Annotated in this window: 16 protein-coding genes and 1 pseudogene; 1 reads left to right on the top strand and 16 read right to left on the bottom strand. The window is 52.9% G+C overall.

Features of this window, described 5'->3' with window-relative positions; genetic code table 11:
* Positions 1-53: 53 nt before the first annotated feature.
* The 15 genes and pseudogenes from AWM70_RS10050 to AWM70_RS10120 form a co-directional block, all read right to left on the bottom strand.
* Complete coding sequence (locus tag AWM70_RS10050) at positions 54-1,715, bottom strand: spore germination protein (protein ID WP_068696022.1); 1,662 nt, start codon at positions 1,713-1,715, stop codon at positions 54-56.
* A 48-nt stretch (positions 1,716-1,763) separates the two neighbouring features.
* Positions 1,764-2,198: a stage V sporulation protein AB gene (locus tag AWM70_RS10055; RefSeq protein ID WP_083180223.1), complete on the bottom strand. Its 435-nt coding sequence runs from the start codon at positions 2,196-2,198 to the stop codon at positions 1,764-1,766.
* Positions 2,195-2,794 (bottom strand): stage V sporulation protein AA, encoded by a 600-nt coding sequence (locus AWM70_RS10060; RefSeq protein ID WP_068700547.1) that lies wholly within the window; start codon positions 2,792-2,794, stop codon positions 2,195-2,197. The genes AWM70_RS10055 and AWM70_RS10060 overlap by 4 nt, the downstream gene beginning before the upstream one ends.
* 223 nt (positions 2,795-3,017) lie before the next feature.
* Positions 3,018-3,773 carry an RNA polymerase sporulation sigma factor SigF gene (sigF, locus tag AWM70_RS10065; RefSeq protein ID WP_068696024.1) on the bottom strand — a complete coding sequence of 252 codons (756 nt, stop codon included), beginning with the start codon at positions 3,771-3,773 and terminating at the stop codon, positions 3,018-3,020.
* A gap of 11 nt (positions 3,774-3,784) precedes the next feature.
* Positions 3,785-4,237 carry an anti-sigma F factor gene (spoIIAB, locus tag AWM70_RS10070; protein ID WP_068696026.1) on the bottom strand — a complete coding sequence of 151 codons (453 nt, stop codon included), beginning with the start codon at positions 4,235-4,237 and terminating at the stop codon, positions 3,785-3,787.
* Positions 4,234-4,587 carry an anti-sigma F factor antagonist gene (gene spoIIAA / locus AWM70_RS10075; protein WP_068696028.1) on the bottom strand — a complete coding sequence of 118 codons (354 nt, stop codon included), beginning with the start codon at positions 4,585-4,587 and terminating at the stop codon, positions 4,234-4,236. Before spoIIAA ends, spoIIAB begins: the two co-directional genes overlap by 4 nt.
* Before the next feature lie 91 nt (positions 4,588-4,678).
* A complete protein-coding gene (locus AWM70_RS10080; protein WP_068696030.1) occupies positions 4,679-5,866 on the bottom strand; it encodes a D-alanyl-D-alanine carboxypeptidase family protein in 1,188 nt (395 codons plus the stop codon).
* Positions 5,867-6,040: 174 nt separating this feature from the next.
* On the bottom strand, positions 6,041-6,865 hold the full coding sequence (locus AWM70_RS10085; RefSeq protein WP_068696032.1) for a purine-nucleoside phosphorylase: 825 nt from the start codon (positions 6,863-6,865) through the stop codon (positions 6,041-6,043).
* 31 nt (positions 6,866-6,896) lie between these two features.
* Complete coding sequence (locus AWM70_RS10090) at positions 6,897-8,093, bottom strand: phosphopentomutase (RefSeq protein WP_068696035.1); 1,197 nt, start codon at positions 8,091-8,093, stop codon at positions 6,897-6,899.
* Between the two features lie 75 nt (positions 8,094-8,168).
* Positions 8,169-9,086, bottom strand: coding sequence for a tyrosine recombinase (locus tag AWM70_RS10095; RefSeq protein ID WP_068696037.1), 918 nt, complete (start codon positions 9,084-9,086; stop codon positions 8,169-8,171).
* Between the two features lie 30 nt (positions 9,087-9,116).
* Complete coding sequence (locus AWM70_RS10100; protein ID WP_068696039.1) at positions 9,117-9,350, bottom strand: DUF4227 family protein; 234 nt, start codon at positions 9,348-9,350, stop codon at positions 9,117-9,119.
* A gap of 173 nt (positions 9,351-9,523) precedes the next feature.
* Positions 9,524-10,009, bottom strand: a complete 486-nt coding sequence (fur, locus tag AWM70_RS10105; protein WP_068696041.1) for a ferric iron uptake transcriptional regulator — start codon at positions 10,007-10,009, stop codon at positions 9,524-9,526.
* Positions 10,010-10,119: 110 nt separating this feature from the next.
* Complete coding sequence (spoIIM, locus tag AWM70_RS10110) at positions 10,120-10,749, bottom strand: stage II sporulation protein M (protein WP_083180225.1); 630 nt, start codon at positions 10,747-10,749, stop codon at positions 10,120-10,122.
* 123 nt (positions 10,750-10,872) lie between these two features.
* Positions 10,873-12,094: pseudogene (locus AWM70_RS10115) on the bottom strand (endonuclease Q family protein).
* Positions 12,094-12,660: an NUDIX hydrolase gene (locus AWM70_RS10120; RefSeq protein WP_068696043.1), complete on the bottom strand. Its 567-nt coding sequence runs from the start codon at positions 12,658-12,660 to the stop codon at positions 12,094-12,096. The pseudogene AWM70_RS10115 and the gene AWM70_RS10120 overlap by 1 nt, the downstream one beginning before the upstream one ends.
* A gap of 166 nt (positions 12,661-12,826) precedes the next feature.
* Between AWM70_RS10120 and mciZ the strand changes: the two genes are divergently transcribed.
* Complete coding sequence (gene mciZ, locus AWM70_RS22710; RefSeq protein WP_083180226.1) at positions 12,827-12,973, top strand: Z-ring formation inhibitor MciZ; 147 nt, start codon at positions 12,827-12,829, stop codon at positions 12,971-12,973.
* Between the two features lie 175 nt (positions 12,974-13,148).
* Here the strand turns inward: mciZ and AWM70_RS10125 are convergent, their stop codons facing one another.
* Positions 13,149-14,279 (bottom strand): M20/M25/M40 family metallo-hydrolase, encoded by a 1,131-nt coding sequence (locus tag AWM70_RS10125; RefSeq protein WP_068696045.1) that lies wholly within the window; start codon positions 14,277-14,279, stop codon positions 13,149-13,151.
* Positions 14,280-14,359 lie beyond the last annotated feature (80 nt).

Raw genomic sequence — 14,359 nt, forward strand, 5'->3', positions numbered from 1 at the left:
AATGGATTTTTGCACATTTCATTTACACTTTACGGACAGGCGTATTTCAGCTGTTATTCCTGTCCAATTCGGCTGCGATCACGCGGTTTGTTGAAGGACGGGCGTGATTTGGCATACATCACCGGCATACGAAGCACCACGGCCGCCATAGCCTTTGCATTAAATGGTATAAAAGGCCACAGGTAAGAGGAGTTGAAGGAGCGGTGCAGCGTCAGCAGGATAAGGAAGAAAGTAACCCCTGCAACAAAACCCGGCACCCCAAAGATCGCAACTGTAACGAGCAGAAACAACCGCACAAGGCGATTGGCGAGCCCCAGCTCATAGCTTGGCGTTGCGAACATCCCGATGGCGGCAACCGCCATGTACAGTACCACTTCGTTGACAAACAAACCGGTTTTGACCGCAATATCGCCGACCAGAATAGCCGCAATCAAGCCCATGGCAGAAGCCAGCGGAGTTGGCGTATGAACAGCAGCCATGCGCATCAGGTCAACCCCGAATTCAACCAGGAGAAACTGGGCAATGAGCGGGATCTTCGCCTGCGCCTGAGGCCCGATGAAAGATAAAGCCGGCGGCTTGATCTCCGGATGCACAACGACCAGCAGCCAAAGAGGCAGCAGAAACAGGGAGGCCAATATCCCGAAGAACCGGATCCAGCGCAAATAAGTGCCCATAAAGGCCGTCTGCCGGTTCTCCTCCGCATGCTGGCACAGATCAAAAAAGGTCGTAGGCAGAATCATTACGCTTGGCGATGTATCCACAAGTACGACGATCCGGCCCTCGAGCAGATGCGAGGCGACCGTATCCGGACGCTCTGAATAGCGGACCAGCGGATAAGGATTCCAGCCCTTGTGGATAATAGCTTCCTCCAGCTGTTTATCCGCAAGGGGAATCCCCTCAATATCGACGCTGGCGATCTTTTCCCTCAACTGCTCAACCTGGACTTTATCGACAATATCATCAATATAAGCAATCGAAACATCCATCTCTGTGCGCCGGCCTACCTTCAAAATTTCAAAGGTCAACCCAGGGTCTCGCAGCCGGCGGCGGACCAGGCTGACATTGGTCAGCAGCGTTTCGGTGAAGCCGTCCCTCGCTCCGCGGACCACTCTTTCCAGGGAAGGCTCCTCGGGATTTCTCATCGGATAAGAACGCGTATCCATCAGAATCGCCGTATCTTCGCCTTCCAGGAACAACACGCTCATGCCGGACAAAACCTGCGTAATACATTCGCTTAATTTGTCGGTCGTTGTAACCTGCATATGAGGAATATATTCTTCAAAAAAGGCCTTGACCGCACTCCCGGATACCGATTCAGGCGTCAAATAGGTCAGCCTTTTCATAATCTCAACAAGGATATTGTCTTTCACAAACGTAGTAATAAGGAATATAGCCGCTCTCCTGCCGGCAAATGTCATCTCCCGAAAATCAACGTCAAAGCTTTCGCCAAGTCCCACGACCTGCTGGAGCGTCTTCTTCGTGGTGTTCAGCTTCCGGCTGATGCCGTCGCTGTGCTGCCAATACACAACCGATTCCTTAATGGAATCCGAAGCTTCGTTCTCTTTTTTCCCTGCACTTACTTCTCCGCTTCCGGGTTTGCCTCCACCGTCTGACTCCTCGGAGCCGCCGCGTCCAGGATCAAAATCCGGAATAAATTCGATCGTGCCTTGCTCTGAATCCCGGGAGGATTCCATATCTGAATTACGTTCACTCATTGCTTGCTTACCTCCTGCACAGAATAGAATCGGAACCTGGTCCGTCGGTTAGGGATGATAAATAAACCAATCGTAGAAAGAACCGGCGACTTTGCCGAATACCATGGCAAGCAGCAGCAGAAACAGATACCGCTGAAGCCGTACTCTCTTGGCTAAAATCGGCAGCACATTAAGCACCTCCGTCAGCGCGGCAGCCAGCATGCCTACAAAAATCCCGTTAAGCAGCCCTACCAGCGCGGACAACGGCTTCCATGCAATATAAAATTTCCAGCTCCAAAAGTCGGCAAAAGTGCCGAATAAGGAACCGGCGATCATGGCCCCTTCATACCAATGCACCTGCGGGTAAGTTCGGGTCAGCTGAGCCAGTCTCGGAACAATGTCCAGCACAACAAACAAGGCAACCACGCCGGCCCCGACAGCCGTCCCTCCGGCCAATCCCAGAAAGGCGAGACAAACCGCCTCAAGCAGTTGAGGAACCGTCACGGCGCACCCCCTCCCCCGTCATTCTTCTTGCTTTCCTTGCGGTGAATTTTTTTGTACTCCTCGGTAATTACATAGTGATCCATATTCTCTTGATACAGGAACATTTCGACCTCAAGGGGAGTAGGTTCTTCATTCCATTTTTTGCGAAACAGATGATTAAAAAAGAGAATCATGCCCACTCCAATGCCGAGTGAATAAGTGGTTTGAAACAGATAAGGATGGTCGTCATGTTTGCCCGTGATCATTTCGACAATATGCACGATCACCTCAGGCATACTAACATCTTCATGAAAATTCATGATCGTGAGCATAGAACCGAAGAACAGCAGCAGCCAAACCATAATAAAGAGAAGAATGGAAGGTTTCCTCTCTTTGCCGCTGATCTCCACAAGCGTATGAGGTTCTCCGATATATTCCACCAGGAGCCGGGGGAACACTTCACGAATCACCTGGATCACCTGCATCATATCAATGACGATCCGGTTGCCGTCCTGCTTGACCGGCTGCTTAACCACCAGCTCTTTTAACGGCTTCTCACAGGAAGCCGGAGCCAGAATCTGCGCGATGTCTCCAAGAAGAATCCGGGTGCCGTCCATCAGCTTCACATGTTTTCTCAGCCTGATATAGACCAATTCGGTTTCCTTCGCTTGACCCAAGCTTGATCACCTCTTGCCTGCCTAATTGTCCCTAGTATGCCAAGGCCTTGCTGACTTTACTCCCGGCCGGGAAATAAAACAGCGCCGCTTAAGACCCGGCTGATCCGGTCATAAGCGGCGCTGCTGCAAACAAGCAAAGAGGCACTTTTTCAGGTTAAACCCCTTATTGTGCAATCTGATCCCTGATATTTTGAAGAATCTTTTTCTCAAGCCTTGAAACCTGCACCTGGGAAATGCCCAGCCTGCTGGCGACCTCTGACTGCGTCTGATCCCGGTAATACCTCAAGTAGACAATCAGCCTTTCCCTTTCCGTCAGTCCGTCCAGCGCTTCATGCAGCGCCAGCTTATCGAACCAGCGTTCCTGGGACTCATCGGCAATCTGGTCGATCAGCGTTATCGGGTCCCCTTCGTTCTCAAATACCGTCTCGTGGATGGAAGTTGGCGGTTTATTCGCCTCCTGGGCGAAAACAACGTCCTCCGGTGATACCCCCAGCTCCTGGGCCACCTCTTTGATGGTCGGCAGGCGGCCAAGCGTTTTGGACAGCTCGTCTTTCTTCTTCCGAACCTTGTTGGCCATTTCCTTCAGCGAGCGGCTCACCTTCAGCGTACCGTCATCCCTGAGAAAACGCTGGATTTCTCCAATGATCATCGGCACTGCATAGGTGGAGAACTTCACATCATAGCTGAGGTCAAATTTATCCACCGATTTCAGCAGCCCAATACATCCGATCTGGAACAAGTCCTCCGGTTCGTAGCCGCGGTTCATAAACCGCTGCACTACGGACCATACGAGACGTATGTTGCAGTTCACCAGCGTATCCCGCGCGAGCGTATCGCCCGACTGGCTGAGGGCGATCAGCCTCTTGACTTCCGAGTCGTCCAAATATTCTCTCGGCGTTTGTTTCACATCAGCATCCATAGGGCATCACCTTAGTTATACAAGGCTTTCTTGGATTCGATCCTCTTCTTCATCCGGATCATCGTGCCCCGCCCCATTTCGCTGGTGACGCCAAACTCGTCCATGAAGTTCTCCATGATGGTGAAACCCATCCCGGAGCGCTCCAGTTCCGGCTTGGACGTGTACAGAGGCTGCTGGGCCAGTTCCAGATCCTCGATACCGCGTCCTTTGTCTTCAATTGTCAGCAGGATCGTATCCTCTTCGATCTCTGCCGTAATGGTGATGATCCCGTTTGGATCACTGTCATAGCCGTGAATAATACAATTCGTTACGGCTTCGGATACAACCGTCTTGAGATCGGTAATTTCGTCCATCGTTGGATCAAGCTGTGAAACAAAAGCAGCTACGGTCACCCGGGCAAAAGATTCATTCTCAGACTTGGCGGCAAACTGCAATGTCATGAAATTACGGCTGCTTTCGCTCATAGGGCAACCTCCAGTTCCGTAAGTGCCTCTTCTTCTGTGGCATAGATCGGCATGATTTTGAACAAACCGGACATTTCAAACAGCCGGTACACAGGCGCGTTGACATGGCATACAGCCATTTGACCGCCTTTCTGCTTAATCAGCTTGTAACGGCCCAGAATAACGCCAAGACCGGAACTATCCATGAATTGAAGGGACTCCAGGCTGAGCACTAGATGGCGGCAGCGCCCCCGGGCGATTTCCTCATCCAGCTGCAGGCGAACGCCGTCTGCCGCATGGTGGTCAAGCTCACCGCCGAGCCGAACGATCAGCGTGTCCCTGCGTGTTTCCAATTCCACATTCACCTTCATGTCTGTTCACTCTCCTCCCTGTCATGAACACTCATTTCTACAAGGCAAAAGGTCATTCCTGCCCGCCGACAAAACTAGAAAAAAACTCCAATCAATCTACAAAAAACAGGCGTGTAGTGGTCCGTTTAAACAGCTTCCACCAGCCGGCCTTCTGGATATCGGCAGGAGCAGTCAGCTCAAATTCCTTGAGCACCTTGTCTCCCTGATAAACAACCAGCTTGCCGACCGGCTGTCCAGCTTTGATTGGCGCTTTGATCGAGTCGGGAACAATCACTTTGTGTGTGATGCCTTCCGGGGAAGCCCCTTTTTTCACAAGAATGTTATAGGATTTGTCCGCCGGGATCTCCAGCACCGCCTGCTGGCCTTTAGCCACCTTCACCCGTCCGATAACTTCCCCGCTCTTGAAAAGAGGCTGCATCGCAAATTGCGAAAAGGCATAGTCGAACATAGCCGAAACCTCTGCATTCCGCGTCTTCGTATTCGGCTCACCCAGCACGACTGCGATCAGCCGCAGTCCATCGCGCTTCGCCGTGGCCGTCAAACAAAATTTGGCTTCCGAGGTATAGCCCGTCTTCAGACCGTCAGCCCCGCTGTAGAAACGAACCAGCTTGTTTGTGTTGACGAGCCAGAACGGTTTTTCGCTGTCTTTGCGCAAATAATCCTGATAAGCGCCGGTATATTTGGTCATATATTCATGCTTGAGCAGTTCCCGGCTCATGATAGCAATGTCGTAAGCGGAGGAATAATGATCGGCCGTTGGAAGACCATTCGGATTGACAAAATGAGTATCCTTCAGTCCCAGCTCCTTGGCCTTGTCATTCATCATTTTCACAAATCCGGCTTCGGTGCCGCCGATGTGCTCCGCAATCGCTACAGATGCATCGTTTCCTGAGGCCATAGCAATGCCTTTCAGCAGATCTTCGACCGTCATTTCTTCGCCAGGCTCCAGAAAAATCTGAGACCCGCCCATGGAAGCCGCGTTTTCGCTTGTTTTGACTTTATCAGTCAGCTTTAAAGTGCCTTTATCCAGAGCTTCGGCCGTAAGCAGCATCGTCATCACCTTGGTGATGCTGGCAGGAGGAAGCTTCTTATGGCTGTCCTTCTCAAAAATAACCGTGCCGGTATCGGCATCCATCAACACGGCCGAAGCGGCATTGGCGCCAAGGCCTGCCATAGCGGGATCCTGCGTTGGCGAACCGGCCGGGGCCGCGTTGCCGGGCACCGCTATACCGGCGAATAAGCAGATCGCAAGCGAACAGATTAACAACCTTTTCTTCAAGGGTACTCCTCCTTTAAAATTGGCAACTCTCATTCTTCTAACCTAGTATTCGCCGAAAAGCTGGAAAATATTCCTTGTCTGCGCCTCTGTTTCTACAAAAAAAGCCGTGCCGGTCAGCGCCTTTGATCAAGACGTTAACCGGCACGGCTTGTGCCTGCTGCCTATTTTAATGGTTTACATGTTTGGAATAACGGCGAGCACGAGACCGAGGAATTTCTCCCGAACCTTATCCGTTGTTTCCATGACCTCGTCATGGGACAGCGGCTGATCCAGAATCCCTGCTGCCATATTGCTGATGCAGGAAATGCCGAGCACTTCAATCCCCGTATGACGGGCTACAATCACCTCGGATACCGTGGACATGCCTACGGCATCAGCGCCAAGCGTCCGGAGCATCCGGATTTCAGCCGGTGTCTCGTAGTTCGGGCCAAGCAGACCGGCGTAAACGCCCTCTTGCAGCGGGAATCCTTTCTCGGCGGCTACGCTTTTGGCCAGCTCGCGCAGGCGGCGGCTGTACGCTTCCGACATGTCCGGGAACCGTGGACCAAACGCCGCATCGTTGGCTCCGATTAGCGGATTGCGGCCGGTCAGGTTCAGATGATCCGAAATGAGCATCAGATCGCCAGGCTGATAGGAGGTGTTCACACCGCCTGCCGCATTGGTTACGAGAAGTTTGGTTACGCCCAGCTCTTTCATAACCCGGACAGGGAAGGCTGTCATTTCAGGGCCATAACCTTCATACATGTGGAAGCGGCCTTTCATCAGCAACACATCGACGCGGCCCACGGTGCCGATCATAAGCTCTCCCGCATGTCCTTCCACAGTGGACCGAGGGAAATGCGGAATGCTCTCATATTGAATCGTTACCGCATCTTCGATGTAATCCGCAAGTACGCCAAGTCCGGACCCCAAGATGAGCCCAATCTGCGGAACACGGTTTGTTTGTTGCCGGATATAAGCGCAGGCTTCCTGCACCATACCTTGGTTTAATGTCAACATATATTCGTTACCTCTCCTGTTCTTCCAGCGATTATTGCAATTCCTTCAAAAAGCTTTCGCCCAAACCTGTGCCCTGAATGCCGAAATTCTCGGCAATGGTTGCCGCCAGGTCCGCATAAGTAGCGCGAACGCCGATGCCGCCGCCCGGCTGCTTCAGGGAAGGTCCATAGATCAACACAGGGACATATTCCCGGGTATGGTCTGTACCCGCATGAACCGGGTCATTCCCGTGGTCGGCCGTAATGATCAGCAGGTCCTGCTCCCCGGTAGCCGCCATCAAATCAGGCAGCGCACAGTCAAATACCTCAAGAGCCCCAGCGTATCCTTTCGGATCACGGCGATGGCCGTACAAAGAATCAAAGTCGACCAGGTTCGTAAAGATCATGCCTGTAAAAGGTTCCGGCAGAAGTTTGAGCGTTTCTTCAATGCCATGCTCATTGCTTTTGGTCGGATAAGAACGATTGATGCCTTCACCGGAGAAGATATCATTGATTTTGCCGACGGAAACTACCTCATAGCCGGCATTCTTCAAGCCGTTCAGCACGGTTGGCTCCGGAGGGCTTACCGCATAGTCATGACGGTTGGGCGTACGTTTCCAGTTGCCAGGCGATCCGACAAACGGACGCGCAATCACGCGGCCAACGGAGTGCTCCGGCTCCAGCGTAAGCCGGCGGGCGATCTCGCAAGCACGATACAGCTCGTCCAGCGGAATGATGTCTTCATGAGCCGCAATCTGGAACACGCTGTCTGCGGAGGTATACACAATAAACGCGCCTGTCCGCATATGCTCTTCACCCAGCTCGTCCAAAATTTCAGTTCCGGAGGCCGGTTTGTTGCCGATCGTCTTGCGGCCGGTCTCCTGCTCAAAGCGGGCCATCAGATCACGCGGGAACCCTTCAGGATACGTTTGGAACGGGGTATCAATCTTGAGGCCCATCAGCTCCCAGTGACCGGTCATCGTATCTTTGCCTGAAGAGACCTCGGCCATCTTGCCATAGTAGCCAAGCGGCTCTGCAGCCGGCTCTACCGGAGGAATCGGCGCAATGTTGCCGAGACCCAGCTTGGCCAGGTTCGGCAGCTGTGTTTCCGGGTGGGTGCTCAAGATATGCCCCAGCGTATGCGAACCGGCATCGCCGAAGTTCGGCGCGTCCGGCAATTCGCCAATGCCGACACTATCCATTACGATAACGGAAATTTTTCTAAAACGGGGTTGATGCTGGTTACTCATCTCGTGTCACTCCTTCTGGTGGGTACAAAACAAATTACGATCAGCTATAGTTATCCCTGTGAATTGGCAAACCATTCAGCCTTCGGACTGAACGTCAGCCCCGGCCGCCCTCGGATGGAACTTGTCGTAGACGGCTTTGATATTGGTGCCCGACCGATTCAAATAAGCCTGCGTAGATGAAATGTCGGCATGGCCCATCAGCTCCTGCACGGTCCTCAGATCGGCCCCGCCGTTTAACAGATGCGAAGCAAAAGACGACCTCAGCGTATGCGGCGTTATTTCCGCCTGAATGCCGGCAGCTTGTCCGTACTTCTTGATTGTCTTCCAGAATCCCTGACGGGTAATCCTGCCGCCTAAGCGGTTCGGAAACAGCGCTTCTTCCTCCTGCTGATCATGAAGCAGGGCTTGTCTCGCCTCCGTCAAATAACGTTCCAGCCACTCTCCGGTGCTGGCCGCAAACGGTACGATCCTTTCATGGCTCGTCCCTTCGCCGCAGCGGACAAACCTGAGCCTCACGTCAATATCCTGACGATTTAGGCAAATCAGCTCGGACACCCGAATCCCCGTGGCATACAGAAGCTCCAGCATCGCCTTATCCCGCAGTCCGAGCAGCGTGGAGGTATCCGGCATATCGAGGAGAGCCATCGTCTCCTGCAGCGAAAGAGGAGCAGGCGCCTTGCGCGCTGCTTTCGGCGACTCCAGATGAAGGAAAGGATCCTGGCGAATCTGCGATTCACGCAGCAGATGCTTGAAGAAAGCCCGCAGCGAGACGGAAGCCCTCGTCACAGTAGAGGACGCTTTGCCCTGGTCTTTCAGCATCACAAAATATTGCGCCATAACGCCTCTTGTCACCAGGTCTGGCGTTTCGATCTCCCGTTCGGCGAGATAACCGGCAAACTGCTCCAAATCTCTCCTGTAAGAAGTCAGGGTGGCCTCCGTCAGTCCTTTACGCTCTTCGAGATCGCAAATAAAAGCGTTGATCCATTCCTCCATGCGGTGTCGACTCCTCTCTTCTTTAGGCCCTTATTCCCCTAGCCTATAAAATAGCTTCAGCCGTTCCAGCATATCCTCCTGCTCTTCCTGGTGAACCTGCATACTGCCGGCTTTCACCGCAGACCCTTCGGGATAACGATAAGGATCTCCCGGATTCAGCCAATGTTCAAAAATTCCGAACAGCTTGCTGAATACATAAACAAGCATACAGAATAGAAGGAAGAAACGCAGTGCCTTTAGCCACTTTCGAACAGAAATAACCATACTCTCCCTCTTTCTTACCCTATTTTGCCGTCCTTTGATAGAAAGGCTGTATTAGAGTATACAAGCAGTCGGGAACGTTTATGTATGAAGGGAAACTTTCGGCACTAAGAAGCCCCCTGACTCAAAAAAGCTCCCTCGGCCTTAACCGTGAGAGCTTGATCTGCGGCTATCCATTATGAAGATTGAGATGAATTCCCTTCATCGTTCTTCTTGTCCTGTTCTTTCTTCTTGCAGCGGTGACAAATGCCGTGGAAATCAAGACGGTGATCCAGCACCGTGAAGTTGAACTCACGTTCCAGCCGTTCCTCCAAAGGTCCCAGCCAGTCCTCCCGGATTTCATCCATAGCCCCGCACTGAACGCATATCAGATGATGATGGTGATGTTTCGAGGTGTCCGTACGCAGATCGTAACGGGCAACTCCGTCTCCAAAGTTGATTTTCTCCACAACATGAAGTTCGCTAAGCAGTTCAAGGGTACGGTACACGGTAGCCAAGCCGATTTCCGGAGCCTTGTCCTTGACAAGCATAAAGACATCTTCGGCACTTAGATGATCGTCTTCGTTCTCCAACAGAACCCTTACCGTGGCTTCCCTCTGGGGCGTCAGCTTGTATCCGTGGGATTGCAGCTGCTGTTTAATTTTGTCGATCCGTGCTTCCATACTACCCCTCCCCCTCGGAAAAGCCGAACCTATGTTTTTAATGATCGCTCTTTTCATTATAGGGGGAGGATGCGCGATAAGTCAAACATTTTGCTAGCACGGTATAAGGATCAAACCGGTTCAAGCATCGGGGCAACCCAGCCCATCAGAACCGGAGAAATCCAGGTTTCGAAACAGGCAACGCCAAGCAGGATCACCGCCATCGAAACGATCATCCCGGTATAAGACAGAAAGGGTTCGGTTATCCCTCCCGGCCTGCTAAGGAATACGCGGCTGCGGATCATGCCAATCGAAAATTTGACCGCCGCCACACTGCTGACGAGCAGTACGGGAATTACGATCAGATTATGAGGCGCTACAGATACCAAAGCCAGCAGCAAACCTTTCCAGCTGAACTGGCCTACCATGCAGCCGACCGTAAAGCCGATCAGAACCCCTTTCAGGAAGTCAAGAATCAGGATGCCGGGCAAACCGATGACGGACAAGCCGAACAGCCAGATCAAACCGACCCATTTCAGTTGGAGCATGGCGATAGACCAAAATGAAGCTTTACCGTCCACCGAGGACGGATCCAGGTTAAGAAAGAAATTGCCGAGATAACGGGAAATATCCTGCTGCTGGTCCAGGGTCAGCGCATTGACCATGAGAGCGCCGAATACCACGCCCATCAGCAGCAGCACTGCAACGAAGGCGTACAGCGGTGTCTGGTCTTTTAACGTACGATGGATCATTTGAAACATCTGCCTTCCCCTCCTTCTCCACACTCTGCTAGTAAACAGAATATGAGAGAAGCAGACAAGCTAGACCATGTTTCAGGGAAAACGCCATTTGTCTGAATCGGGCCTTAGGCCCAAGATCAGCAATCAGGGCTGCCCGTCTCCGCTGTCTCCGTTCCCCAGCACTTTCCCGTACGTGCCTCCTCCGCCCGCTTGAAGCCGGACATTCCCCAGGCGGGCCTCGGCAATAATTGCCGCGGGCCCTGCACCCGCTATAACTGCAAGCTCCTGCTCAGGCACCTGATGCAGAATGTTCATTTCATTGCCAAAGGAGGCGATCAGCGCATCAAGCTTCCGCGGGCCCAGCCCCGGGATAAATTCAAGCGGAATCTGGTATCGGTAAGGAGGCCTGTACGGCGGCAGATGCGGCTGCTCGCGGTCCGCAATCGAACGGATCCGGTCCAGCACTCCTCTTACAATTTTGGGACTGCCGCAATAAAGGCAGCGGGTAACCGCATCCTCCGCTTCATCCAGCACCTCTCCGCAGTTCGCGCAGAACGTACGGTGGTATTTGCCCAGACGGGGATTCAAGCCGAAGTTCACCAGAACCCGGCGGCCTCCCTCTCCGCGGATGACCTTCTTGAATTCGTCAAAAGTTGGCTTGCGCATCAGCAGCTGATTGTATTCCCTGCCGATTTTGCCGAGAGAATGGGCATCGGAGTTCGTCAGAAATGTAAACCGGTCCAGTTCGCTGATCCAGCCCGCCATTTCCGAATCCGCGCTAAGTCCAAGCTCGACCGCATCAATCAGGGAAAGATCCAGCACCTCCGACATCCGGTCGGCAGCGCTGCCGTAAATGCTTTTATGGGGTGTAAAGATATGGGCGGGAATGAGAATGCCCCCCAGACGAAACACTTCTTCCTGCAGGCTTCTGGCCGGAGCATGAAGGCGCTGCGTGCTGAGCGTCAGGTTCTTCATCCGTTTGGACAGCCACTCCGTAAGCAAAGCCATATCTGCCAAACTTGGCAAATAGACCAGCAACATGGGCAGCGCCTTGTCCGGGCTCGCGGATTTCGATTTCGCTGCCCAGCAGAATGGTCGTTTCCTTGTAGCGGATTCCTCCGCCCTCCAGCTCCTCCATCTCCCCGCTGGCGAGGCTGGCCTTGATATCCTCCTGGACCCCAGGTACATGGCAATCAATGATGCCGACGAGATGAATGCCTTTTCGTTCGGCCGCTTCCCTGGCGATGCCTGCAAAGGTCAAATTCCGGCTGCCGGAAATTTTGACCGGCCTGCCGCTGTTCGTACGGCCAATGTGAATATGCAGATCCGCATAATAAGGTTTAAGCGTTTGTTCCGCTTGTTTCATCAGCATTCCCTGGCCCCGCCCGCTGCACCGAACTGCCACATATAAACGGCCAGCAGCGTTTTGGCGTCGGCAATACGCCCCTCGGCTATGTATTGCTGAGCTTCTTCCAGCGTCACCTGGTAAATTTCCAGAAACTCGTCTTCATCCGGCGAAACTTCACCTGCGGTCAGATCCTCGGCCGCATAAAGATGAATGATTTCATCAGCGAATCCCGGCGAGGTATAAAACGAATGCAGCAGCCGGATGCTTCCGCAGCGGAATCCGGTTTCTTCCTGCAGCTCGCGTCTGGCCGCCTCCATCGGATCTTCTCCCTTCTCCAGCTTGCCCGCCGGAATTTCGAGCTCACAGCGGCCCATCGCCTGACGGTATTGATCCACCAGCAGCAGTTTGCCTTCATGAACAGCGAGCACAGCAACCGCTCCCGGATGTTTGACGATTTCACGTTTCCCCTGTGATCCGTCAGGCAGTTCAACGGTATCCACCTGGACGTTAATCACCTTGCCCTGGAAGATCGGTTCGGTCGATATCCATTTTTCTTTTAAATGTTTGGATGAAGTCGGATTCATATTTAGGTCTCCTTAGAATGATATATTTTCTTAATTCAGATGCCGGTATCCCTTATATTTTCACGCTTCCTGGTCCATACAGAAGACATAGGAAGATCAGGTCGGCATAACTTGTCCAGCAGCCTCATATGGTCTTACTATAACTTGAACAAAAGGAGTCTAACCTATGAAAAGCTACTGGTCTGAAGATCAAATCCGTTTGTCGGGAAAAGCTTGGCAGATCCGTCACTTTCTCAAACGATGGCAGCGCGAGGCGGAACCCGGCATGCTGCTGAAGGACTGGATCGGGCAAACGGGCAAACAACGTCGTTAACCAGCTCCGGACCAGCACCCAAATAACGGACCGGGAAAAGGCGCTTGCTCCTGCCTTCTTTGAGAATTATCTATAAATAAACTAAAAGCCCACGCCTGATTCGGCGCGGGCTGACGCCGTTTTCTGAACTGCAAAACCGGCTGACTCATTACTTGGCTCATTACTTGGGCTAAACTTAAGAGGGATTGGCCGCCTGCCTGATGATCTCCAGAACAAACCGCGCTGCTTTGCCGATGTCCTCGGCTTTGATTTGCTCAGAAGTCGTATGGATATGTTCGTAACCAACCGCCAAATTTACCGTAGGAATGCCATGTCCGTTAAATACGTTGGCGTCGCTGCCGCCTCCGGAAGCAAACGTCCGCCCGGACAAACCCAGCTCGCCTGCCGCTTTCTTCGCCAGCTGAACCACTGCGTCGCTGTCATCGTAGCGGTAGGCCGGGTACACAATCCGGCTGTGCACTTCGCCGCGCGCTCCGTAATCCCGGCAGGCCGATACAACGGCTTCCTTCATGTCCGCGAGCTGCTTCTCGACCTTCTCCTGAACGACGCTGCGGGCTTCAGCATACAGCTTCACATAATCAGGCACAATGTTGGTAGCGCCGCCGCCCTCAAATTTGCCGATATTGGCCGTCGTTTCATTGTCGATCCGTCCCAGGTTCATCCGGGAAATCGCCTTGCCGGCCACTTGAATCGCGCTGATTCCATCTTCCGGATTGACTCCGGCATGTGCGGAGCGGCCGTAAATTTCGATCTCCAGCTTGGCTTGTGTAGGAGCCGCGATACAAATCGAACCGACCTCGCCGTTCGAATCAAGAGCATAACCGAATTTGGCGTCCAGAAGTTTGGGATCCATCGCTCTGGCGCCAACCAGTCCCGATTCCTCGCCAACCGTAATGACAAACTGGATTTGACCATGCGGCACGTTATTTTCCTTCAGAGCCTGAATCACTTCCAGAAGCGCAGCCAGGCCCGCTTTGTCGTCTGAGCCAAGGATGGTAGTGCCGTCACTGCGAATCCAGCCGTCTTCGGTGATCACCGGTTTGATGCCTTTGCCCGGCATTACGGTATCCATATGGCAGGTGAAAAAGATCGGATCTGCCCCCGCAACTCCGTTCTCTGCCAGCGTAGCAATCAGATTACCCGCACCGTGACCGGTAGCTGCCTGGGTATCGTCTTCCACCACCCGAAGTCCAAGCTGTTCAAACTTACGTGTGAGCAGGTCGGCCATTTCGCGTTCCTGTCCCGTTTCACTGTCTACCTGAACCAGTTCAAGAAACTGCTCGATCAGTCGCTTTTGGTTAATCACTTTACTTTCCCCGCTTTCTTATTTACGATTAAAGAAGGACACGCCAGATGGCTACCCGAGTTGTCTTTCATTATAAAACA

This window comes from Paenibacillus yonginensis (assembly GCF_001685395.1).
Classification (GTDB): Bacteria; Bacillota; Bacilli; order Paenibacillales; family Paenibacillaceae; genus Fontibacillus; species Fontibacillus yonginensis.